This window comes from Roseivirga sp. (assembly GCF_034669765.1).
Classification (GTDB): Bacteria; Bacteroidota; Bacteroidia; order Cytophagales; family Cyclobacteriaceae; genus Roseivirga.
Map to the genome: position 1 here is coordinate 191421 of NZ_JAXMOQ010000007.1, position 23434 is coordinate 214854.

The following is a 23434-nucleotide window of genomic DNA, read 5'->3' on the forward strand; positions in this document are numbered from 1 at the left end:
ATTAGCTGGTGGCTATGTTGGGCATTGCTGACCAAAGTTGGGTGCGGATGTCTTTCATTTCCTCCAAAATTCTGTGCGCATAAGGTGTGGCGCTATAAATGCGCTTGCGCTTTCCCCCTCGTTTTTGGGTCGCTTCACCAAATTCAGAAGTGAGAAAACCCTTTTCTTCCATACGCTTTAAAGCGGACTGGATGGAGCCCACGCTCAGTTTTTCTTTCAATCGGTCTTCGAGTTCACGTTTGATTTCTACCCCGTAAGCTTCGGCTTGCAATACGACTACCGTCATAAGCACCAGCTCTTCAAACTCTCCTAATTTGGTTTTCTTCATAACTATATCATTCGTAATTGCAGTAAATATATAGAATTATTTTATTCGCAATTGCAGTTTTTATAAAAAATGCTTTGAACCGCAAAGAACGCAGAGTTACGCGAAGGTGGTATTGAGACGTACATTAGCTATAATACCAAAGCTAGTTTTTGGGTAATAGCTAACAAGCTAAGTCATGCTGTAAGCATCTTTTTCAGAAACACAGGGAGGGAAGTAATCTTGTAAAGCGTGAAAAGACCTCTACGAGGTGACTTTAATAGTAGGCTTAGGCTGCTTCTTGCATTGCAGTGACGATACTCGACTAAGCTGAGAAGAATAAATAGATACCGGTGGCTAGGTTAAAAGTAATACAAGTCCAACCTGCATATACTTTGAGCTTTATACTAATCATAATGACAATCAAATAGACAAATCCAAAAAAGAACCCTGAAATAAGGGGGCCTATAATCCAAAGAAAGCCACCCAAACCAGCACTATTCGGAATATCAGCACTCATGGAAATAAAAAATGAAGCAATTGTCGAAAGGAGAAGTCCTAGGATGAACTTGTCTGTTCGGTCATCCAAATATTTTTCTTCTTGACTAGGTTTCTTCTTATCGGCAAAAAAGATACTCGACACCATCATTACTGTGATTGCTATAAAGCCTATGATGAAGTAGATCATTTGAGGCACTTTTCTTCTAGTAGGAGCTTGATGAATGTTGTTTTGCGATCTATTGTACCTCCTAAAAACTTGTTGTTCTGAGTAGTTACATAATGTGCTTCAAAGAGATAATAACCGATAACATATATTATAGATTTATTGAACTCTATTAATTCGCTCGTCTTCTTTTTATTCACATTAAGCCCTTGATGTATTTCGTTATGCGCGATAAACTTATCTCTGTAAGTCTTGATGTCCTTCATAAGGCTACCGAACTTCTCCTCCTTGATTTCTAAGGATTTTGTCAGAAACTCACCCAGCGTATTACACTGGTATTGTTTTTCTGTCAAATAAGGTGTAGTTCTGAATGTTTCAATGGATGCTTTTTGCAAGTCTATTTTTACTTCTTTAATGGAATTCTTGTATTTTTTATGGAATGTATTTATGCTACGATTTGGATTTCTTGGATCAACTTTTTCAAAGCATTTAGATAGATTAAGCATTAATTGTATTTCGGCCGAGTGTTGTAAATAGACGAACAAAGCTTGCTCTTCCTCTTTTAACATTTTTATGCTTTGATGTTCTGAAGCGATGAGTTCAAATACCTCAAAATGGAAATTTGCATTTTGAGTATTTATGAAAAAGCCGTTTTCAAAATGTGTCTGGAGGTCTTCCTTCATCAGTTTACTATATTTATATATTTACCCTCTAAAACTCCCTAAAATAAGCCATCACAATATCCCGGACATCATTTTTGATACCATTAAAGTCTGAAGAGGCAATGGCCTGATTTTGATAATCTTTGATGAACTCAAGGTTGGCTTCACCACCGCTGAGTACAAAATCTGGGAGCAACATTTTATAGAATTTGGAAGTCGAGAGTTTAGCACCGTTGATATACCAGCCATCGGACTTCTTTTCGGCATTGGCCAATTGCAAATAACCCCCAATGCCTACGTTGGTTACGGTGCCGGTTTCTAAAATACGTTGTACTACATCGCCTTTTATATCTATTATGGAAATGCCACCGCCAAAAGGAAAAGAACGAAGGATATCATACTCGGTAATGGTACCAGTTAGTTCGTCATCTAGACGAATGGAACCTGAATTAAAAATAGCCAAATCGGCATTAGGCACGGCAAAAAGAAAGGCCTCAGCCGTCATCATTGGATAATTTGTGGGGCGATAACGAATACTGCTTTCGCGTCCATCGAGGGTGTCCGTGGTCGTCATCACGATTTCATTGGGCGTATACCCCATGGTGGCCATGCTCTCATTCGAAATGTTTACCCATTTGTCTACTAAGGCTTTTACATCTGCGTCTTCTACTACACTATCATCAATAGGAATTAGCTCGGAGGCAATACTGGTTTTGCCCGTGGTTTTATTATAACTCAGCCTATGGACATAGACGGTTTTTGCGTTGGCATCGGCCTTAGTCATTAGTGTATTTCCATACGTATATTTCATATGGGCGTGATCGTGGCCGCCAAGAAGCAAGTCCAATTCGGGTACAAAATAAGTGGCCAAAGAATCGTCCTCCACTTTCTTGAGGTGTGTGACACCTATGAATACTTCAGCTTCTTCCTTCACCTTGTTATACACCGCTTTCACCGACTCATATTTGTCCGTATAAGCCAAGTAGGGAGCGTTGTTGAAGGGCAATGTTGAGCCGAAAAAAGCAACATCAACGCCATCTACAGACTTCATAATATGATCGGGAAAAGCCCTTCCCTTTTGTGTCCATGCAGTGTTTTTGCCATCTACCGCATGAAGTACATTTGTAGTCGTCCATTCAAATTCAGATTCATCAATTCTGGCCTGAATTTCATTTTCCTTGAGGTCGAATTCATGATTACCGGGCACTACAATGTCTACACCCACGGCATTCATCACTTCTACCATGTGCTTGCCTGCAATCTTTTCACCTTCATAAGTGAGAGTGCCAATAAGCGAAGGACTTACAAAGTCTCCTGAAAGGATGGTAAAAACATTCGGGTTTTCCTTCAATAGATTTTTTCTCACTGTGGCTACACGAGCCATTCCACCCACTTTACCGCCTTCTAATGGAGCAATTTCATAGACATCGTTCATCTGTAGAACAATGAAGTTTACGGTGTTAGAAGATTTTTTAGGCGAACAAGCCGTTGAAAAAACGAAGAGAAGGGAGAGGAGAAAAAGCGGTATTCGTTTCATGAAAAAGCGGTTTTGAACTTGCAATAAAGTTAGCAAAAATGAAGTTTAAACCGGTAGACTTTAATGGGCATTTAACCGCAATTGCGCTGAGTGACTGAACTTATCTATGAGCAAATGACTACGCGAAGCAATCACAATCTTCTTTTGGGGTGCGGTCTGACCTTCGGTACCGACCGATTACACAGGTGGTTATTCTATGGTCGGCACCGAAGGTCAGACCATGTATATCAACCTTAAAACTTACTCTATTACCGCCCTAAAAGTCAACTTGAGAAGACAAGGGAGCCAGTCATAGCATTCACAATCAGTCACTACGACAATGGCTATTTTAATCTACTATGCTTTCTGTGCTTTTATAAATAAAATCAATGGACTCGCCAGAGGTAAAAATATCAAATATCAATCCTCTGAGTTCAGTTCCAATGTACGATACGCCTTTGGTTTTTTTAATTCCTTCAATATTCGTCCAATCATTAACTTGAAGTAAGCCTTTGGCACAAAGCCCATCACCTTGAATATTTACAGTAATAAATTCTTGCCCATTTTGTTCGGTATAATCAGATAGCCAATAGGTTAAGTTTTCCTTTCCAACTCTATCCATTTCCTTTACCAATTCCTGCTTATACACAGTGGTTTCTAGTCCATTTAAGTCAAAAATAGAATTTGTGTTTTGACAATCGGGTCTGTCACAAGAAGAAAAGAAAACTAAGACAATGAATGAAGCTATAATTGATTTCGTTTTCATAACTCTAGGTTTTTGATTGAATTGAATGAAGCGGCACACCTGATTTACACAAGCAAATAGATCAAAAGTTACAAAATAATACGTTTTACCCATTACTGAATCCCCAGAAGAATTCTTTCAGCATAATGTTTGAGGAGTCGTTATCCAGCCAATTCATCACAATAAAAACCTTGGCTGGTCAATATAGTAATGACGGTTTCGGGGGCGACTTCTTCGGTTTCAACACGTAGGATTTTATCGCAGTCTTCTAGGTCAAAGTTCCACTCTTCGCTTGGTAATAAGATATTCAAAAATGAGCCCACAGCCTGGACTTGCTTTTTACTGACTACGGAAGTTTTAAAGACATGAACCATGGTAATTGTTATTCTAGTTTTGGAGTGATGTGGCAATTCATTGGTTAATCAATTCTTCATAAGTCGATTTGAGTCGCTTGCGAAGAAACTTTACAGCGTAATGTTTTCGAGAGAGTAAAGTGTTGGTGGCTACTCCCGTAGCCGCTGCAATTTCTTTCACAGGGAGGCCTTCCAATTCTGTCAATTCAAAAATTTCGCGTTGTTCAATTGGCAAATCGGTAAGCGCAAGTTCCAGCTCTTCCCACATCAATGACCTGATAAAAACATTCACTGGGCTGTCTGCTTCATCTGTTTGTGGAAACAGCGTAGCAAAAATATCTCCCGAATCATCAGTATCAGATTCCATAGGAAGGCTTTCCTCCTTCTTTTTCATGCTTTTATTGACAATCAGATTTCGGGCAACACGAAACAGCCAGCCAGAGATATTTTCAATGGGATTGTGCGTGGTGTCCATGGTTTTAACGAACTGGAAAAACACATCTTGAGCAATGTCTTCAGCATCCTCATTGATCGGAACCCTGTTCTTGATAAAAGAGCGGATCCTAGGCTGATGTTCCTTAATCTGCCGTTCTACATTTTGCCTATGCTCAGTTTTGCTCACGGTCAGGACCATCGTTTTCTTTTGTGTCCGAATCGGAAAAACAATCATTTTTATGCTCCATCCATTGAGCGAATTTTCTCTTTTTGAACCACTCTTTGCGTTCCTCAGGATTCATATTCATCCATTCTTCACGGCCTGAATGAGTTCTACACTTTTTACGATGTGAATGCTTGCCTTTGCCTCCCATTCCTGAAAAGAGGATTCTCGAAAGGATGAACAGTCCTAAGGCTTGCCAGAAAGTAATGGTGGTGAGACCAAAAAGGTCGGGCATTAACCAATTCCATAATAGCATGATTACCGAGCCAAACAGAAATAACGCTGCTGCTCCAAATACAGGGAAAAAAATGTATTTGTACTTATATATAAATTCCTTCTTTCTCATTTCGATCGTTAATTATGTTCTCTTGTATAGGTAGACAAATGAGAGAGAGAAATATTTTAAATGGCGAGATTTTTTTTGAGAATTGGGGTACAGTAGCTCGGTTGCACCGAGTGTTGATTAGCGTTTTGGCTTGAAGTCAACTGGTTACAAGTCACTCGACTTAACTCATCTATGAACAAATCACTACGCGAAGCAATCACAATCTTATTTGGGGTACGGTCTGACCTTCGGTACCGACCGATTACACAGGGGCTATTCTATGGTCGGTACCGAAGGTCAGACCATGTATATCAATCTTAAGACTTACTCTATTGGTTCTAAAAGTCAGATTTACCCTCGGGGCATTTACCTTTTTAGTGGGTAGTAAGCGATGAAGCTAACAAATTAAGTCATGCTGTAAGCCCCGAAGCTTCGGGGTATTCAGAAACACAGAAGGGGGGTGTTTTGTCTTGTGAAATGTGAAAAGATCTCTACGAGATGACTGTAATAGTGTCTGGGAAATTAGATTCAGACTGCCTCGTGCCTCGCAGTGACGGTTCTGGGCTAAGCCTGTTAGAACCGTTATGCTGCCCTGAAATTTCGCGGGTATTTCAGCATCCCTCAATTTACCTGAGAAGTAATAACTCTACCCGTTTCAATTATTCTTTCCTATTTACTTAACAAGTATGAAACTAATTATTACTTTTACTTTTGTTAAGTAAACAAAGAACTATGTCAGAACATTCGCTGGGTGAATTTGAGGAACTGGTATTACTGCTGGTAGCTGCCAATAATAAAGAGGCTTATGGTGTACTGATTCTTGAAAACCTTGAAGAAAAATTGGGAAAGAAGGTAAATGTCAGTGCCGTGCATGTGGCCCTCAAACGTATGGAAAACAAGGGTTTTGTAGAGTCTAGTTATGGGGGCATCACCCACGAACGTGGAGGCCGCAGAAAAAAATATTATAGCATTACTTCAATAGGGAAAAAGGTGCTGGATCAGCAATACGAAGTCAGAAATTCGATTTATCAGCAGATTCCTAAAATTTCATTTGGTCAATGAAAGCCCAACCGCCAAAAAGAGCAATCAAGTTTCTGCGCTGGTTCTGCAGAGAAGATTACCTCGAAGAATTCGAGGGTGATCTAATTGAGCTCTTTGAGAAGCATTTTGAAACATCACCCAAAAAGGCCAGAAGAAAATTCTTTTGGGGGGTAATGCGCTCTTTCAGGCCAGGGTTTATGAAAGCATTTTACAAGGTCAACTATTCAATAACAACAGCTATGTTTAAAAACAACTTGAAGGTAGCGTGGCGCAATGCGCTTCGACAACCTTTCTTCACTTTCCTCAACACATCGGGGCTTGCCATCGGTATGGCGGGTGCCTTAATTATTACTTTGTTTCTCCATGATGAGCTTAGCTTCAACAAAATGTTTGCCGATGCCGACCGCATTTATCGGGTCAATATCGACAACCGAACGGCTGGCGAAACCAATCACTTTGCAGCGGTTTCTAGCCCTTTGGCCAATGTAATGCAAAGCGATTTTCCGCAGGCAGAAATGATCACTCGATTAAGGGTGAGCAACAGCATTTTATTGAAAGCAGTAGATGTCGAACAAAATGTAAAAGAAGATTACGTTGCCGGTGCAGACTCTACTTTTTTTGAAATGTTTGGTTTGAAACTGCTCTATGGAAATGCTAAAAACGCGTTGGAGAAGCCAAACGCTATTGTACTCACCAAAACCGCTGCCCTCAAGCATTTTGATTTAGATGAAGCACTAGGCCAAAGCATGGTGCTGAATAATGACGAGGTCTATGTGGTCACTGGCGTGATGGACGATTTACCCAAAAATTCATTCTTAAGAAATCATCAGGTCTTTATTTCACTTTCCAGTTTTGATGATGCGAAAAGCTTGGCTTGGAATACCTGGAGCTTTCCCACTTTTGTAAAACTTCGCACTAACGTAACTCAAGAAAGTCTGCAAGCCTATTTGAGTACGGTGAAAGATCGTTACTTAATTCCTTGGGCCATGACATTTATGCCAGGACTCACTGTTGAGAGTGCGAGAGAAATGGAAAAATCCTCTGGTGATTTCATGCGGTTCACGTCCATTGCGCTAACTGATATTCACCTGCATTCACCCAATATCGAAGATGAGTTAAGCACCAATAGCGATATCCAGAATGTATATATCCTTGCTGCGGTTGGTCTTTTCTTAATCCTTCTGGCTTGTGTCAACTTTATGAATCTGTCTACCGCGCGGTCTCTGAAAAGAGCAAAAGAAGTAGGGGTGCGCAAAACTTTAGGCAGCAGTAGGTCAGGCTTGATCAAACAGTTTCTAACAGAATCTACTTTAGTAGCATTTGTGGCGCTGGTATTGGCCATCGCCATTGCGGCACTCAGTTTACCTTACTTTAATCAATTGGCCGGAAAAGCCATTTCAATTCCTTTTGGGAATCCGTTGTTTTGGTTGGCACTCTTGGGGGTTTCGCTTGTTTTGGGCTTTGGTTCGGGAAGTTACCCCGCTTTTCTCATGTCGAAATTTGCGCCTATCAAGGGAATGAAAGGCGGAGACGTCAACGGAAATGGGGGTAGAACGGTGATTAACAGCCTTGTGGTTGTTCAGTTTGCCATTTCTCTGTTTCTGATGTTGGGTACTTTTGTAGTTTTTCAGCAACTCAATTTCATTCAAAATAAAGACCTAGGTTATCAAAAAGATCAGGTGTTGATCATTGATGATGTAGATGCCACAGGTAAACAAATCGAAGCTTTTAAAAACCAATTGAAGACAATAGCTCAGGTAGAAAACGCTTCGCTGAGCAGTTATTTACCAACTCCTTCGTCAAGAGGTGCCACCACTCTTTTTCCTGATAAATCGCTCGGTAGCGAAAATGCCTTGATCATTGGCAGTTGGGATATTGATTACGACTACCTCTCCACCTTGGGGCTGGAGTTGGTTGCCGGTCGTGATTTCAACAGAAAATTTGCCACGGATTCTAGCGCCATGATTTTGAACGAATCCACCGCTGTACTACTTGGTTTGTCTCCCGAAGAAGCCATAGGAATGCGCTTTACGAATGATTTTCATAGAGAGGACAAGGAGAACATGCGTTACTTCACCGTAATCGGAGTGGTCAAAAATTTTCACTTCGAAACCCTGAGAAATAGCATTGATGCCCTCAGCCTCACACTTGGTGGAAAGCCTAAGAAAATGTTGGTCAAGCTGAATGCTGGAGATTTTTCAAAAGGCATTTCGGAATTGGAAACCGTTTGGGAGAAGTTTGCACCAGGTCAGCCCTTCAATTATTATTTTATGGACGATTCCTTCAATAATACTTATGATGCTGAACAGCGTTTGGGCAAAATCTTTGTGATTTTCACTTCGCTTTCCATTTTTATAGCATGCCTTGGCCTGTTTGGTTTGGCTGCATTTAATGCCGAAAAAAGAGCTAAGGAAATCAGTATCAGAAAAGTGTTAGGCGCCAGCATAGGTCAAATTACTTACAAACTGTCTATTGATTTCCTAAAATTGGTGGGCTTGGCCACTATAGTTTCATTGCCATTAGCAGGTTACTTTATGAACCGCTGGCTGCAGGATTTCTCTTATCGGATTGAAGTTCCTTGGTGGGTGTATTTGCTTACGGCTTTTATGGCTGTGGTTATCTCTATCCTCACCGTGAGTTTTCAAAGCACAAAAGCTGCTATGAGTAGTCCGATTAAAGCTTTAAAGCAGGAATGATTTCTGTTATTAACCGCAAAGAGTGCTGAGTTTCGCAAATGTTGCAGAATGTAGTCCGTTAGCTATTCTATTAAAGCTAGTTTTTGGGTAATCGCTAACAAGCTAAGTCATGCTGTAAGCCCCGAAGCTTCAGGGTATTCAGTAGCACAGTTGGAGGGTGTTTTGTCTTGTGAAATGTGAAATTCCGAGGCTTCGGAATCTACGAGATGACTGTAATAGTGGACTGTCCTTTTAAAACCGCAAAGAGTGCTGAGTTTCACAAAGTATAAATCAAAGCACCATCGCTATGTTGCACCGAGTGATGATAAGTGTTTTGGATTGAAGTCAATTTACTACAAGTCACTCGGCAAAGCCAAGCGACTGGATTGAGACTGCTTCGTACCTCGCAGTGACGTTACATAGAAGGAACGCCTGCAATGTGGGCTGTTGAAATATTTATAGGAAACTTAAATTTGAAATTACTTCCCTTTCCTTGCTCACTTTCAACCCAAAGCTGCCCGTCAAGTTTATCTACAAACTCTTTGCAAAGCACTAAACCTAAACCGGAACCAGCTTCATTGGCTGTGCCTCGCGATGTCGTATTAGTAGATAATTCGAAAATTTCATGAATCCTTTCTTCACTCATACCCACTCCATTATCGGCAACTGAAATTTCAACTTGGTTATGATTTGTAGTCGCAAATACATTTATACGTCCTCCAATGTTTGTGAATTTTATTGCATTCGAAATTAGATTGCGTAAAACGGTTCGCAAGATATTTTCATCAGTATATAATTCGATTTCATTTGCTGGGGAGTAATGCAAAGAAATATTCTTAGTGGTTGCCAATGACGTTTTAAGCGCTATTATCTCACGGATCACTTTTGATAGCACAACTTTTTCTGGGTTGACATTGAGTTCTCTGGTTTGTGATTTTGACCAGTTTAATAAGTTCTCAAGCAAATTGAGGGTGTTTTCGGCTGTCGAATTTATTAAACCGATGTACTTTTTAGATTCTGAACTGTCGGTATTGTTTGCGCTATCTGACAGTAGTTTAGAGAGGATTAATATGTTACTAAATGGGCCTCTTAAATCGTGTGCAATAATTGAAAATAACTTATTCTGCGTGAGGTTTAGCTCTTGAAGCTTCAGCTTATCCTCTTGAATTATTTTGTTTTTACTAAGTATCGTTTTTTGATCTACTTCTTTTAAAAGCATTATAAAGCCTATGCTGGAAGCACTAATTACGAAGACAGAAACCGCAAAAAACCAATTATCAATGGTAGAAACCTTCGTGAAATTATAGGCCTCACCCATTTGGTATATCTTAAAAGCACGAAAAAGCTGAAATACGGAATAGATTGAAAGGACGCCACTGATCAGTATAGAAAACCTGTATTTATGCTGATGGCTAAAAAGATAAAAGGCACCAATTCCATAAAAAAATGCAGTGGAAACTATACGAACAACATTAATAGTTGTGTTGTTTTCTTCAACCACCAAAATGGAGAAATAAAATAGTAAAACAGACACCGTGAAAACCCACAAGAGGTTTTTTCGGAGTTTACCATCAAAAGAAAGAAGGCCAAAGGATGTGAGCGCGAAACTCGAAATCAAAAGGAAATTGTTTATTCTCGATGTAAGCAGTTCAGGTAAAATGTCTCTATTGCCGAACAGAATGATGGTAATCGTTTGAAATGCAATTCCGAGTACGACTAATAATAGATACCACTGTTTATGATGGTAGAAATATTGATAGATGAACAATACAATAATGAATAGATTGTTCAGCGCTAAAAAAAACAATATCGAAGGGTAGTCGAATTCCAAATTTTTTTAGTTATCCAGTTGAGTGTGATAAAGATCAAAAAAAAACCCGTCCAATAATCTGTTTTTTAATATTTGTTAGAGAAGCCTAAATCGGTTCACTTTAGGTGCTTGTTGATGGGCTTTGTTTTAGCGTGTTGGTTGTTCTTTTTTGGCTTTCCAATATTTTATGGCTCAAAATAGTCTCACTTATTCGTGCTATTATATTCTTCAATTGCCACTATTTTATTTGCTTCTATTTTTGCATTGCCTGTTCGATCCGTCACACCGCTCGGATGCTTCTTAACCACAAAGAACGCGGGGTTTCGCAAAGGTTAAATCGGAGCACCATCGCTCGGTTGCACCGAGTGATGATAAGTGTTTTGGGTTCAACCCAACTTAAACTAATCACTCGGTAAAGCCAATCGACTGAACTTATCTATGAACAAATGACTACGCGAAGCAATCACAATTTTCTTTTGGGGTACGGTCTGACCTTCGGTACCGACCGATTACGCAAGGAGCTATTCTATGGTCGGCACCGAAGGTCAGACCATGTATATCAATCTTAAGACTTACTCTATTATCGTCCTAAAAGTCAAAATCACCTTGGGCCATTTACCTTTTAGTGGGCTGTAAGCGATGAAGCTAACAAGCTAAGTCATGCTGTAAGCCCCGAAGCTTCGTGCCTCGCAGTGACGGTGCTAGGCATTGACCATTCAAACAGTCATGCAGCTACGAAGCTTCGGAATGTTTCAGCACCCCTCACTGGAGAATGAATTGGGGTTTTAATGAATTAAAACGGACAGAGTCCTAGCGTTCATAATGAGTCACAGGTTCGGAGAACCTGCGACAGTGAGGACATAGTTAGGTCATGCTGTAAGCATCCTTTCCAGTAACACAGAAGGAGGGTGTTTTGTCTTGTGAAACGTGAAAAGACCTCTACGAGGTGACTGTAATAGTAGGCTTAGCTCGATATAAGACTGCTTCGTGCCTCGCAGTGACGGTGCTGGGCATCGACTGTTCAAAGAGTCATGCTGATCCGAAGCTTCGAAGTGTTTCAGCACCCCTCAAATTACTGGAGAAGTAATTGGGGTCTTATTGAATAAAAACGGTCGGAGTCCTAGCGCCCATATTGGGTCACAGGGTCTACCTAATGGTAGATAAATCGGAGAACCTGCGACAGGGGTGTCATAACAGAGTCTAATTCTCTAAACCACCAGTTTCTTTAATACACAAAGAAAAACTCTCAACTGATCGGGCGATTAAAGCTTTTTCTTGCATTCGGTAAATAAGATGAAACCATAAATGAGCCATTATGGATAGCCCCAAACCAAAGAAGACCATATACCAAGGCTCATCTGAGAAAAGAAGCCCACCGCAAATAACTAAACCTACTAAAAGAATGAACAAATGCTCAACTCTAGTACCTGTAGTAGCAATTATCTTTGTTCTAAATTTTTGGTCTTCAATAACTAGTTTTGCTTTGATTGGATTGCTATACCAACTCTCAGTCATGCCTACTCCAAGCGAAACTTTTGAACTAACAAGATAAGTATTCCTATTTATCCTTGTGCAGTTAAAGCCATTTCGAGAATTCTGTTGATAAGCTGAAATGATATCTCTAAGCTCTTCCGGCTTGCCATCAAAGAAATACTCTTTTCGAAACTTAAGGTATTTGAAAAACTGACCTAGCCCGCCCATCCGTCTCTATCCAAGCTGCGGTATTGAATGGCTTCGGCCAAATGCTCAATTTTGATTTCATCGCTATCGGCTAAATCGGCAATGGTGCGGCTTACTTTTAGGATTCTATCATAGGCACGGGCAGAAAGTCCCAAACGTTCCATGGCGGTTTTTAAAAGCACTCTTCCGGCATCGTTTATCTGGCAAATGTCTTTTACCATTTGCGAAGGCATCATGGCATTGGAATGTAGGCCGTGGTCTTTGAGTCGGGCAGTTTGAATAGCGCGGGCTTTGATTACTCTTTCGCGAATGGCAGCACTGTCTTCGGCCTTTCGGTTTTCTGTCATTTGGTCGAAGGAAACTGGCGTTACTTCTACATGTAAGTCAATGCGATCCAGCAATGGGCCACTGATTTTATTGAGGTAGCGTTGCACTTGTCCCGAACCGCAAACGCAGTCTTTTTCTGGGTGATTGTAATAACCGCAAGGACATGGGTTCATGCTGGCAATCAGCATAAAATTGGAAGGGAAATCTACCGAAACCTTGGCGCGTGAGATCGTCACCTTGCGTTCTTCCAAAGGCTGACGCATTACTTCTAGAACGGTGCGTTTAAATTCTGGTAATTCATCCAGAAAAAGTACCCCATTGTGCGCCAATGAAATTTCTCCGGGTTGCGGATTCCCACCTCCACCGACCAAGGCCACATCGCTTACGGTGTGGTGCGGTGAACGGAAGGGTCTTTTGGTAACCAAGTCGCCATTGATAGTCAGTTTACCTGCTACCGAATGAATTTTGGTAGTTTCCAGCGCTTCATACAAACTCAATGGAGGAAGAATGGAAGGAAGCCTTTTCGCCAACATGGTTTTTCCTGCACCAGGAGGGCCAATCATAATCACATTATGGCCACCAGCTGCAGCAATTTCTAAAGCACGTTTGATGTTTTCTTGTCCTTGAACATTTGAAAAATCAGCTTCATAATCATTCAAGTGCGTAAAGAACTTGTCGCGGGTATCGTATTCTAAAGGCTCAATGTGTCGCTTTCCTTCCAGAAATTCGATGGCCTCAATCAGGTTGCCTACGCCAATTACATCGAGGTCGTTGACAATGGCCGCTTCATTCGCATTTTCGGTAGGAAGGATAAAACCTTTAAAGCCATTGTTTCTGGCCTCAATGGCAATGGGCAACACGCCCTTGATCGGACGAAGATTTCCATCCAAGGCCATTTCACCCATAATGATGTACTTCTCAAGCTCTGGAGCATTGATTTGGTTAGAAGCGTTCAGCACACCCAAGGCGATGGGCAAATCATAGGCAGAACCTTCCTTTTTAATATCGGCTGGCGCCATATTTACCACCACTTTTTGGCGTGGCATGCGGTAATCAAAATGCTTGAGGGCAGATTCTATGCGGTGCTCACTTTCTTTTACAGCGCTATCGGGCAAACCACTGAGCCAGAACTTAATGCCCTGCACAATGTTCACTTCAATGGTGATAACTCTTGCGTCAACGCCATGAACAGCCGCCCCGTAGCCTTTACTCAACATCTATGGTTCCTTTTTCTATTAGTTGAATGAGTATGTGAATAACTTTAATGTGAATCTCCTGAACGCGATCGGCATAGCCCATGTGTGGCACACGGATTTCTACATCGGCCAGTTCTGCCAATTCACCCCCGTTTTTCCCAGTAAGGGCAATTACTTTCATTTTGCGCTGCTTGGCTACTGTTGCTGCGCGAAGAATGTTCTTCGAATTTCCGCTGGTGCTGATGGCTAAAATGGCATCGCCTTCACGACCCAAACCTTCGATATAGCGCGAGAAAATAGATTCGTAACCGAAATCGTTTGAAACACAGCTGATGTGACTGGGATCTGAAATGGCAATGGCAGGCAATGCCCTGCGGTTTTCGCGGTAACGGCCTGTCAACTCTTCGGCAAAATGCATGGCATCGCAATGCGAACCACCGTTGCCGCAACTGAAGATTTTACCGTCATTATTTATGGTATCTACAAAGACTTGCGCGGCCTTTTCTATGGCTTCAATGTTTTGTTCGTTCTCCAGAAAGTTTTCTAACACTTTGGCAGCTTCCTGTAGTTCTTGCTTAATCAGACTATGATTGTCCATGTTGAAGGGGTTTTAATCGAATAAAGTGAATTATAAGAAATAAATCAATTGAATCTGAAATAAATCTAAATGGATTGCATGCTGATGAGCTTGTTGTACACTCCGTTTTGTTGCAATAAGGTTTGATGATTACCACGCTCTACGATCTCACCTTTTTGCATCACCAAAATTTCATCGGCATGCTGAATGGTGCTGAGTCTGTGCGCAATCACAATGGAAGTTCGGTTTTTCATCAGGTTGGCCAAAGCTTCCTGCACCAGTTTTTCAGATTCAGAATCTAGTGCCGAAGTGGCTTCGTCCAGAATCAATACGGGTGGGTTTTTCATTACCGCACGGGCAATGCTCAATCGTTGGCGCTGACCGCCTGAAAGCTTTCCGCCTCGTTCACCTATGTTGGTTTCGAAACCATTTTCCAGTTCCATGATGAAGTCGTAGGCATTGGCGATTTTAGCCGCTTGCATTACATCCTCCAGCTTGGCATTGGGCATGCCAAAAGCGATGTTCTTAAATACCGTATCGTTAAATAGAATAGACTCTTGCGTGACGATGCCCATAAGCGCTCGTAAGGACTCCGCGGTTACGCTGGTAAGCGCATGGCCGTCAATTAATATTTCACCAGCAGTGGGGTCGAAGTAGCGTGGAATCAAATCGGCCATGGTAGACTTTCCACCTCCGGAAGAACCTACCAAAGCCACCGTCTTTCCTTTTTCAACCGTAAAGTTGATGTTCTTTAACACCGTTTCTTTGTCGTAAGCAAAACTCACATTTCGGAACTCAATTTTATCATTGAAACCTTTTAGAACAGTGGCATTCGGTGCGTTTTCAATTTTCGGTTGTTCATCAATCAATTTGAAAATACGATCGGCCGAAACAATTCCACGCTGAATATTACTCAGTGATTGAGAGATGCTTTTTGCGGGATTAATGATCTGACTGAACACGGCAATATAAGCCAATAGCTCACCTGCTTGTAGTCCGCCTTTGTCTTCCAAAACGAGTGTTCCTCCATAGACCAAAAGCGAAGCCACTACCACGATACCCAAAAACTGCGAAACGGGTGAGGCCAGCTCATTCTTGCGTGCCATGGAAATGTTGATCTTTCGGTAAGTCATCGTTTCCTTTTCGAACAGATCGTCTACATAATCCTTGGCATTAAAACCTTTGATAATACGCATGCCCGAAAAAACTTCGTCCATGAGGTTGACAATGCGCCCAAGTGACTCCTGACTTAAGACTGCCTTTTTCTTCAGTCTCTTTACTATCCATGAAATCAGGATGCCCATTATAGGGAAGAAAACCAAAACGAATAGTGTGAGCTGAAGCGAAGTGGCTAAAAGGAAAGCCACGTAAATAATGATAGTAGCAGGCTCTCTAAAAAGCACTTTAATGGAACTGACTAAGGTGACTTCAATTTCCTGAATGTCGTTGGTCATGCGCGACATGATGTCGCCTTTTCTTTCTCCAGAGAAGAAGTTCAAGTGGAGGTTAGTGGTGTTTTTAAATACTTTGGTTCGAATTTTTTGCACCACATTGGCCCTTACAATCCCCATGGTGACATTGGAAAGGTAAGTGAAGAGGTTGGAGAGCAAAGCCGAAATGGCGATGATCACACTAACATAAATCAGACTGCTTGATTTCCCTTGCGTATCTCGGAGGTAAGTCAACTTTTCATAGAGAAGGCCTTTCACTTGCTCCAGAAAACCAATCTTTTCGCCAACAGCTGCTACAGGGTCAAGTCCTTCCTTTGTATTTTCAAATATGATGCTGAACAAAGGCTCAAGCAAAGCCAAATTCATTAAGCTGAATATAATGGCCAGCGTGGCAAACAGAAAGTACTGCGGGAAGTGGTTATGGTAAGGTTTGGCAAATGCCAGAATTCTCCGAAAAGTCTTCATAATTCAATTTCGGCCAAAGTTAAATATAAATAATGGGGAAAGCCCGATTTCAAAACTCGTGTTGGCGCTTGGCCAAATTCCAACGAAGCGAAGCGCTAATGGTTGAGCTGTTTAAGTCTCGCGCTGCCAATTCGCTGTTAAAGTTTCTTTTCAATAAACCTAAATCGAAAAACACATTGTGCATAAGCATGTAAGAACCTCTTAATTCGATGTACAAGTTTTTAGCATTTGCGCCTTGCCCAATACTGTTGCCCGAAGTCGAGACACGGTCATCCGTATCGGCCAAAACATTACCACCATAGTTAACACCATCACCAAGGTCTTCACCCAAATCAGAATAAATGATTTTGCCTACAAGCGAAAGTCTTTCTAAGGGCTGATATCGGCCAACCAAAACTAATTCTTGAAAATTGGCTCCCAGCGGGTGTGCCAATGGGTTTCTGTAATTTGAATAGCTGTTTTTGAATTCGCTTTGGTATAAATACGGACGTGCTAGGTTCACTTCGGCTTGAAGGTCGAGGTTTGAGATTCCGAGGGCATCAATGCTTTTTGCACCCAACTGAATCCCGAATCGGTTTCTCCAACTTCCATCACCAGCGCGCAAATCACCAATTACAAACTCATCTAAGAGTGCTTGGCCGTACACGGAGATTCCTTTTTTCACTTTCCAATTAAAATCTAGTCCGAGTAAAACGTTGTCGGGGCTACCTTCCTGCAATTCCACAGCCCTGTAAAAGATAATAGGGTTGAAGTAAGCTAGGGTTGCTTTCTCACTCATTATCGACTCAAAGAAGCCTATACTAAATTTCGGAGTAATGTTTAATCCTAAACGGTGGAAAGCCCAGAATTTCTTTGGGTAGTCACCATCGCCAGGTACGCCACTTCCAGCAAAAGCAATGTCTTCGGTAAGTTCAGAAAACATGGTGGTATACTGAAAAGGACCAACGTGAGCATCTATTTTTAGAAACAGGTATGGACTAGAGAAATCGGAAAGAATCATGGAACGATGCCCGTTGCCTATAAAATTTTTGTCATAACCAGCCTGCACTTTAACGCTCTTGGTGAGCCCAAAATTGAAGTAACCTCGGGCATGAAGAACGTCCCAGCCAGTGTCACCGTATTTTTTCCAAAAGCCCTCGTTTGGGAATGCCTTTTGAGGCCCAGTGATATATCTGTTGACATATTCAGGCAAACGCATTTCAGTGGTACTTACAAAAGTGTAGAAGCCAATTTTTTTATCAATGGAACCGTGAATTTCTGCACCACGGGTATTGGTGTACAGAGTGGCGTCCGTTTCAGAGTCTTTTCCACCAGTAAAATCAAAAACCGGATTGATGTGTATGGTAGAGTTTGCTCCTTGGTAATAAAGCAAGTCGGACTTCTTCTCATAAAAGACATTCCACCAGCTTTTATCGTTTTCAATGTATTCTGAATTGGTGAACTCCCAGTTGTCGTTCATCAAGAATTCAAAATTGAATTTATCTTGTTCTGAAAAACTTGAGTATTCCTCTTTGATGGAATTTAAGAAGGCGGCCAGGTTTTCTCTGCTGACGGGTTTATAAGTAGTTTGAAACTCTTTTGCTTGTTCTGGGAATTGAGCCACAAAACGATCGATGATATGGTAATAATCTCGATTGTAAGGAATTAGGCTGCTTTGAGCAAAGGCTGAAATTGAACAGAATGTAATGCAGAGCAGTAAAAATAGCTTTTTCATAGGCGTATATCGCTGACGCAAGATAAGCACTGCTACGGTACTGAGGGGTTAATTTTAGCGAAAGCTTAAAAACATCAATAATAAAGTAATTATATTTGTGAAATAGACTGTGGCTCACTACATTTGCAGTCCTTTTTGAGGGAAGTACTAAGAACAGCGTTATGAAAAAAGAAATCCACCCTGAATATAAGCCAGTAGTATTTTATGATACTTCGAGCGAGTTCAAATTTATGACGAAGTCTACAATGACTTCAGGAGAAACCATTGAGTGGGAAGATGGAAACACTTATCCATTGATTAAAGTGGAAGTTTCTTCTGCTTCACATCCTTTCTACACTGGTAAGAAATTATTTGTTGATACTGCTGGTCGTGTTGAGAAGTTCAACAGACGTTACAAGAAGTAATCATCAAATTAGCTTATACGAAAAAAGCCCCGATTTATCGGGGCTTTTTTTGTTGTATCGTTGTCTGTATCGTCCTGAAATAGGTTGACTGATAAAATCCAAATAGTAGGTTAAATCTATTATTTAGAGCTTTATTTTTTTGATCCCTGAGGCTTTTTGGTCATTTTGACAATGTGAAATCCAAGCTATTTTTTTTATCAATATTGATTTTTGTGGTCACGCTGTTGCGGCAGCTCTTTATCGCTCCTGATTATAGTCACGGGATTGATCAAAGATTGATGAATAAGCTGGATGAACTTGGGGGCATCAATGGAGCATTATACTTTAAGCTTCCTTCCCCTTCTAACTTAGATGCCGTTCCACAAGATCCCAAAAATCCTTTAACAATTGCGAAGGTTGATTTGGGTAGGCTGTTATTTCATGATACAGCTTTAGGAAGTAAGCCTTTGATAGAGGGGCTTTCGTATAGATCATATACCTGTGCAACCTGCCACAATGCTGGAGCTGCTTTTCAAGTGGCAACTCGCCAATCCATTGGCGATGGTGGTATAGGTTTTGGAAAACGAGGGGAGGATCGAGTGAAAAACCCTGACTACAGAGAAAGGGAGATAGACGTACAAATGCGTAAATCCCCTACTGTTCTTAATTCAGCTTTTAGTGAAACCGTATTTTGGGATGGTCAGTTTGGGGCAAAGGGGTCTAATATTGGAACAGAAAATGAGTGGAAAAATAGTGTTCCAGCAGCTGTAAATCAGCTAGGTTTTGATGGCCTGGAATCACAGGCTATTGCAGCTTTTGAAGTCCATCGATTGGGTTTGGGTGAAGATTTTTTTTCAGATTATCCTGAATACATAGAATTGTTTGCTGAGGCCTTTCCCGATTTAGAGGAAGAAGAACGCCACACTGATTTTGCCGCTGCACTTGCCATAGCAGCGTATGAAAGAACGCTTCTTACTAATCAAGCTCCTTTTCAAAAATGGCTAGATGGAGAACGTAAGGCGATGAGTAGAAATGAAAAAAAGGGAGCAATACTGTTTTTTGGTAAAGCGGGCTGTGTTAGTTGTCATTCGAACCCTGCATTAGGCAATGTCGACTTCCATGCTTTAGGAATGGGGGAACTCAAAGGCATTGGAACATACAGAACCAATGGCTTCAAAAATGAAAGACTTGGAAGGGGTGGTTTTACTAGAAGGCCCGAAGATATGTACAAGTTTAAAACCCCTCAACTCTATAACTTGGCAGATGCGGCCTTTTTTGGGCATGGGGCTACTTTTACATCTATTGATGAAGTAATCCATTATATAAATACGGGCGAACCTCAGAGTAAGGAGATCCATTTAGATCAGTTGTCCCCATTGTTTAAACCGCTGAACCTTACTTCGAGCGAGGTTGGGTTAATCACATTATTTCTTAAGAAATCGCTTTACGATGCGAGCATTGTAGGATATACGCCTCCATATGTTCCTTCAAAATAGCATTTTCTCGTGTCCGATTCAACTGCACAAAGAACCCCCAAGTAGACTTAGGGTTGTCTGTGCAATTGTTTATTGTTATGTTTATTGATTCTTTAATCACAATTTTTTCGATATGCGACTTGTTAGCTATCTATTGATCAGCTTACTGTTTTCCACTTTACTAAACGCCCAAAATCCTTGGCAAAAAACAGGTGGCCCAATTGGTGGTCTTGGCTATAATGTTCGAACCCACCCTGTGAACAAAAATGTAATGTTCGTGACAGACGTTTTCAGTGGCGTAAATAAATCTGTAGACGGAGGCGCTTCTTGGGTCTCATCAAACAATGGGATTGATATGCGAACAGGCCAGACAGGTGATGCAATCCCCGTTTTTTCGTTAACAATTGACCCCTTCGACCCTAACGAAATATGGGTGGGTACACAAGGCGGCCGAGGTGTCTATAAATCGACAGATACAGGAGAAACCTATGTGTCCAAGGTAAATGGTATTACCGAAGATGAAGGCTTGACCATAAGAAATTTCACGATCGTAAAAATTGATGACATTAAAACCGTTTTCATGAGTTGCGAGTACGATGTTGCTGTGCAAGGGGACGAATTCTCTAAAGTAAAAGGTATTCTGTATAAGAGTATAGATGGAGGTGCAAATTGGACAAAAGCATGGGAAGGGAATAGCTTGGCCAGATGGCTGGAGGCGGTTCCGTCAAATGTAAACCCAACCAGACTGGTTCTGGCTACCGGTATTTTTGATCGCGAAGCCTTCAATACTACTGGTGATGGCATTGTAATAAGTAACGACAATGGTGCGACTTGGACAAATTCCAATCAGGGAATGTCGAGCCTATTTGTGGGTGGAATGCACGCAGACCCTTCAGACCTAAATAAGATCATAGTAGGAACGGGTAATAATGCCGAACTCCTCAAAGGGGAAAATGGAGGTATTTATAAAACCATTGACGGAGGTAGTACTTGGGAGGCTAAACTGCTTAATGATAGTGACGGACAGCCACTTGGAAAATTCACTGCCATTCAATTTAGCGCCTCAAATCCAACCATTGTCTATGCAGCCAACGAAGCTGTAATTATGAAGAGTGATGATTCGGGAGAAACATGGAATCAGCAAACCGAGGCTGGCCGCTCGTGGGGGCCAGTTGGTATAATCGCTGGAGTCCCGATTGAAATGACGGTAGACGCTGATGACCCTAACACGCTCTTTATTAATAATTATGGTGGAGGTGTTTTTAAAAGTATAGATGCAGGCGTTACATGGACCTCTTTAAGCAATGGTTACACGGGAGCTCAGATGCACAGTGTCAGTGTTAGCCATCAAGATCACAGCGTAGTGGCTTCCATAGGAAGAAGTGGCCCATTCATTTCTTCTGACGGTGGTGCCTTATGGAAGGGAGTTCAATTCGGAACGGCTGATTTTCCTGAATGGTATGATATTGTGATTGACCCGTCTGATGATACGCATTTGTTTGTTTCTGATGAACACCAAGCCATAATAATTGAGTCTAAGGATAGAGGACAAAGTTGGGAAGTGGTCTATCGTCATCCATCTTCAGTTGACCCACTCGATGTGGAAGATCGAAATGGAGCAAGAAAAATAGTTTTCGCTCCTTCAAAACCCAGTGTGGTTTATGCCGGCTTCGCTTATCAGGGGATAGATTCTGGACCCGCAGTTTCTGAGAGTAACTCCACAATTGTATCTGGAGGCGCTGGCTACGATGGATTTCAAGGTGATTTTCAGAGTAGTTATGGAATGGTCAAGTCTACTGAAGGAGGTAAGTCAGGCACTTGGGAGGTGATTAATAATGGCTTAGGAGGAAAACTCAATGTGACGCAAATTCGAGTTGACCCAAATGATGAAAACAAGGTGTTTATAACCTTGCGTTCAGGGGGGATATTCAAGTCTTCAGATGGTGGCAGTAATTGGCTCGAGATTACAAATAATCTACCTGAGAGGAATTTATATAGCTTGGACATATCAAAACAAGACTCGAACATAATCTATGTTGGAACAAGGTTTTATGGGCTTTGGAAAACGGTTGATGGTGGAGGTACCTGGTCGCAAGTCCTTAGCCCACCAATGACGGTGGCGATTGATGAAGTAAATAGTTTGTTTGGAGCATTGGCGGTTCATCCCTTAGATGCCAATATTATTATGGCTGCAGATTGGTGGTCAGGAGTTTATCTTTCCTTGGATGGAGGTACCTCCTGGAACCTAACCAATACAGGACTTGAGACTAGAATATTGAGAGATATCGAATTTTCTAGTGATGGTAAATTTGTTTATTCAGCATCTGAAGGGCGAGGAGTTTTCAGCATGCAGTTAACTAATGAAGCGCTTATGCGCCCACTTATAGAAAAGTTAGATTTTGACACAGTGAAAGTTGCTGAGTCGGGAATTGCAAAATTTAACATGACCAACTACGGAAATGCACCCTTGATCATAACCGGATTTAGTACCGATAATAATGTGTTTTCAGTTTCCAATCCTCCAAGTCAAATCGCAGTAGGACAGACTAATGAAATTTCAGTAGATTTTAATCCCTTGGATGAAAACGACTATGCTGGTGCGTTAACCGTTCAAACCAGTTTGGGAGATTTTGTTATTGAATTGTCTGGAAAAGGAGAGTATAAATCGTGTAATAATGATTTTGTGATTTCTGGTACAAATAGTTCTGTTTGTGGTGAAGGGTTAACTTTATTGGATGCTGGCGCTGGCTTTGATCAATATCAGTGGTTTCTAAATGAAGAGGCTATTGCTGGTGCTGATTCTCAAACTTACGAGGCCAGTGATTCGGGTCAGTATACTGTGAAAGTGATTAGTAATAGTGTTTGTTCGAGTACATCAAAGCCTTTTGAATTTGTTGTGAACGAATTACCAGGTACACAAATAACTGTGGAAGGAAGTACGCTTACCGCACCCGATGGAGCGTCTTATCAATGGTTTAAAGATGGCGCTGAATTGGCCGGAGAAACGAACCGTACATTGCAGGTGTCGGATGACGGTAATTATACTGTTCGTGTAACTTCAGGCGCTGGCTGCGCTGTAGTTTCGGAGCCAGTGGCGGCTACCTCTATTTTGGATGATGGGCCATTGAAAAATGAACTGGTACTCATTTACCCGAACCCATCAAAAGGAATATTTAAAGTCAAATTCCCTAATCCGTTTAATGATAAACATCAATTGAACCTAATTGATGGAGATGGCAAGTCGCACTGGTCTGTTAAGAACTTTTCTGGAAATGAAGTGGAAGTGAACAGCCCCAACTTGGTGAGTGGTGTATATGTATTACATATATCATCTCCCAAAAGAGGCGCTTACTCCATAAAAGTATTAATTGGAGATTTTTAACAACAAAAAAGCCCTGACATGTCGGGGCTTT

19 protein-coding genes are annotated in these 23434 nt (G+C 41.4%); 5 read left to right on the plus strand and 14 right to left on the minus strand.

What is annotated here, in order from left to right; all coding sequences use genetic code 11:
- Position 1: 1 nt before the first annotated feature.
- The 8 genes from VOI17_RS14930 to VOI17_RS14965 all read right to left on the minus strand — a co-directional run bounded on the left by VOI17_RS14930 (position 2) and on the right by VOI17_RS14965 (position 5248).
- Positions 2–328, minus strand: coding sequence for a PadR family transcriptional regulator (locus tag VOI17_RS14930; protein ID WP_323758028.1), 327 nt, complete (start codon positions 326–328; stop codon positions 2–4).
- 301 nt (positions 329–629) lie between these two features.
- The gene (locus VOI17_RS14935) at positions 630–992 is read right to left on the minus strand and encodes a hypothetical protein (protein WP_323758029.1); all 363 of its coding nucleotides are present in this window, start codon (positions 990–992) and stop codon (positions 630–632) included.
- Positions 989–1651: a hypothetical protein gene (locus VOI17_RS14940; protein WP_323758030.1), complete on the minus strand. Its 663-nt coding sequence runs from the start codon at positions 1649–1651 to the stop codon at positions 989–991. Before VOI17_RS14940 ends, VOI17_RS14935 begins: the two co-directional genes overlap by 4 nt.
- A gap of 28 nt (positions 1652–1679) precedes the next feature.
- A complete protein-coding gene (locus VOI17_RS14945; RefSeq protein ID WP_323758031.1) occupies positions 1680–3167 on the minus strand; it encodes a bifunctional metallophosphatase/5'-nucleotidase in 1488 nt (495 codons plus the stop codon).
- A gap of 328 nt (positions 3168–3495) precedes the next feature.
- Positions 3496–3912 carry a hypothetical protein gene (locus tag VOI17_RS14950; RefSeq protein ID WP_323758032.1) on the minus strand — a complete coding sequence of 139 codons (417 nt, stop codon included), beginning with the start codon at positions 3910–3912 and terminating at the stop codon, positions 3496–3498.
- Positions 3913–4052: 140 nt separating this feature from the next.
- Positions 4053–4265: a hypothetical protein gene (locus VOI17_RS14955; RefSeq protein ID WP_068412610.1), complete on the minus strand. Its 213-nt coding sequence runs from the start codon at positions 4263–4265 to the stop codon at positions 4053–4055.
- Positions 4266–4302: 37 nt separating this feature from the next.
- Positions 4303–4878, minus strand: coding sequence for a sigma-70 family RNA polymerase sigma factor (locus tag VOI17_RS14960; RefSeq protein WP_323758033.1), 576 nt, complete (start codon positions 4876–4878; stop codon positions 4303–4305).
- Entirely contained in the window at positions 4853–5248 is a 396-nt protein-coding gene (locus VOI17_RS14965; protein WP_323758034.1) for a hypothetical protein, read from the minus strand. Before VOI17_RS14965 ends, VOI17_RS14960 begins: the two co-directional genes overlap by 26 nt.
- Before the next feature lie 711 nt (positions 5249–5959).
- On the opposite strand from VOI17_RS14965, the gene VOI17_RS14970 reads away from it, so the two are divergent.
- A complete protein-coding gene (locus tag VOI17_RS14970; protein ID WP_323758035.1) occupies positions 5960–6289 on the plus strand; it encodes a PadR family transcriptional regulator in 330 nt (109 codons plus the stop codon).
- Positions 6286–8964 carry an ABC transporter permease gene (locus VOI17_RS14975; RefSeq protein WP_323758036.1) on the plus strand — a complete coding sequence of 893 codons (2679 nt, stop codon included), beginning with the start codon at positions 6286–6288 and terminating at the stop codon, positions 8962–8964. Before VOI17_RS14970 ends, VOI17_RS14975 begins: the two co-directional genes overlap by 4 nt.
- A 394-nt stretch (positions 8965–9358) precedes the next feature.
- Here the strand turns inward: VOI17_RS14975 and VOI17_RS14980 are convergent, their stop codons facing one another.
- From VOI17_RS14980 to VOI17_RS15005, 6 genes are all read right to left on the minus strand, one after another.
- Positions 9359–10774, minus strand: a complete 1416-nt coding sequence (locus VOI17_RS14980) for a HAMP domain-containing sensor histidine kinase (RefSeq protein WP_323758037.1) — start codon at positions 10772–10774, stop codon at positions 9359–9361.
- Positions 10775–11953: 1179 nt separating this feature from the next.
- A complete protein-coding gene (locus VOI17_RS14985) occupies positions 11954–12454 on the minus strand; it encodes a hypothetical protein (protein ID WP_323758038.1) in 501 nt (166 codons plus the stop codon).
- On the minus strand, positions 12442–13977 hold the full coding sequence (locus tag VOI17_RS14990; protein WP_323758039.1) for a YifB family Mg chelatase-like AAA ATPase: 1536 nt from the start codon (positions 13975–13977) through the stop codon (positions 12442–12444). The genes VOI17_RS14985 and VOI17_RS14990 overlap by 13 nt, the downstream gene beginning before the upstream one ends.
- Entirely contained in the window at positions 13967–14554 is a 588-nt protein-coding gene (gene lpcA / locus VOI17_RS14995) for a D-sedoheptulose 7-phosphate isomerase (protein WP_323758040.1), read from the minus strand. The genes VOI17_RS14990 and lpcA overlap by 11 nt, the downstream gene beginning before the upstream one ends.
- A gap of 65 nt (positions 14555–14619) precedes the next feature.
- Positions 14620–16449 (minus strand): ABC transporter ATP-binding protein, encoded by a 1830-nt coding sequence (locus VOI17_RS15000; protein WP_323758041.1) that lies wholly within the window; start codon positions 16447–16449, stop codon positions 14620–14622.
- Positions 16450–16498: 49 nt separating this feature from the next.
- On the minus strand, positions 16499–18163 hold the full coding sequence (locus VOI17_RS15005; RefSeq protein ID WP_323758042.1) for a hypothetical protein: 1665 nt from the start codon (positions 18161–18163) through the stop codon (positions 16499–16501).
- A gap of 161 nt (positions 18164–18324) precedes the next feature.
- On the opposite strand from VOI17_RS15005, the gene VOI17_RS15010 reads away from it, so the two are divergent.
- The 3 genes from VOI17_RS15010 to VOI17_RS15020 all read left to right on the plus strand — a co-directional run bounded on the left by VOI17_RS15010 (position 18325) and on the right by VOI17_RS15020 (position 23403).
- A complete protein-coding gene (locus tag VOI17_RS15010) occupies positions 18325–18567 on the plus strand; it encodes a type B 50S ribosomal protein L31 (RefSeq protein ID WP_062588506.1) in 243 nt (80 codons plus the stop codon).
- Positions 18568–18845: 278 nt separating this feature from the next.
- Entirely contained in the window at positions 18846–20042 is a 1197-nt protein-coding gene (locus VOI17_RS15015; RefSeq protein WP_323758043.1) for a cytochrome-c peroxidase, read from the plus strand.
- 112 nt (positions 20043–20154) lie between these two features.
- Positions 20155–23403: a YCF48-related protein gene (locus tag VOI17_RS15020; RefSeq protein ID WP_323758044.1), complete on the plus strand. Its 3249-nt coding sequence runs from the start codon at positions 20155–20157 to the stop codon at positions 23401–23403.
- The last annotated feature ends 31 nt before the right edge of the window (positions 23404–23434 follow it).

Coding starts and splice junctions, on each gene's coding strand:
- VOI17_RS14930 (WP_323758028.1), bottom strand. CDS start 328: ATGAAGAAAACCAAATTAGGAGAGTTTGAAGAGCTGGTGCTTATGACG.
- VOI17_RS14935 (WP_323758029.1), bottom strand. CDS start 992: ATGATCTACTTCATCATAGGCTTTATAGCAATCACAGTAATGATGGTG.
- VOI17_RS14940 (WP_323758030.1), bottom strand. CDS start 1,651: ATGAAGGAAGACCTCCAGACACATTTTGAAAACGGCTTTTTCATAAAT.
- VOI17_RS14945 (WP_323758031.1), bottom strand. CDS start 3,167: ATGAAACGAATACCGCTTTTTCTCCTCTCCCTTCTCTTCGTTTTTTCA.
- VOI17_RS14950 (WP_323758032.1), bottom strand. CDS start 3,912: ATGAAAACGAAATCAATTATAGCTTCATTCATTGTCTTAGTTTTCTTT.
- VOI17_RS14955 (WP_068412610.1), bottom strand. CDS start 4,265: ATGGTTCATGTCTTTAAAACTTCCGTAGTCAGTAAAAAGCAAGTCCAG.
- VOI17_RS14960 (WP_323758033.1), bottom strand. CDS start 4,878: ATGGTCCTGACCGTGAGCAAAACTGAGCATAGGCAAAATGTAGAACGG.
- VOI17_RS14965 (WP_323758034.1), bottom strand. CDS start 5,248: ATGAGAAAGAAGGAATTTATATATAAGTACAAATACATTTTTTTCCCT.
- VOI17_RS14970 (WP_323758035.1), top strand. CDS start 5,960: ATGTCAGAACATTCGCTGGGTGAATTTGAGGAACTGGTATTACTGCTG.
- VOI17_RS14975 (WP_323758036.1), top strand. CDS start 6,286: ATGAAAGCCCAACCGCCAAAAAGAGCAATCAAGTTTCTGCGCTGGTTC.
- VOI17_RS14985 (WP_323758038.1), bottom strand. CDS start 12,454: ATGGGCGGGCTAGGTCAGTTTTTCAAATACCTTAAGTTTCGAAAAGAG.
- VOI17_RS14990 (WP_323758039.1), bottom strand. CDS start 13,977: ATGTTGAGTAAAGGCTACGGGGCGGCTGTTCATGGCGTTGACGCAAGA.
- lpcA (WP_323758040.1), bottom strand. CDS start 14,554: ATGGACAATCATAGTCTGATTAAGCAAGAACTACAGGAAGCTGCCAAA.
- VOI17_RS15000 (WP_323758041.1), bottom strand. CDS start 16,449: ATGAAGACTTTTCGGAGAATTCTGGCATTTGCCAAACCTTACCATAAC.
- VOI17_RS15005 (WP_323758042.1), bottom strand. CDS start 18,163: ATGAAAAAGCTATTTTTACTGCTCTGCATTACATTCTGTTCAATTTCA.
- VOI17_RS15010 (WP_062588506.1), top strand. CDS start 18,325: ATGAAAAAAGAAATCCACCCTGAATATAAGCCAGTAGTATTTTATGAT.
- VOI17_RS15015 (WP_323758043.1), top strand. CDS start 18,846: ATGAATAAGCTGGATGAACTTGGGGGCATCAATGGAGCATTATACTTT.
- VOI17_RS15020 (WP_323758044.1), top strand. CDS start 20,155: ATGCGACTTGTTAGCTATCTATTGATCAGCTTACTGTTTTCCACTTTA.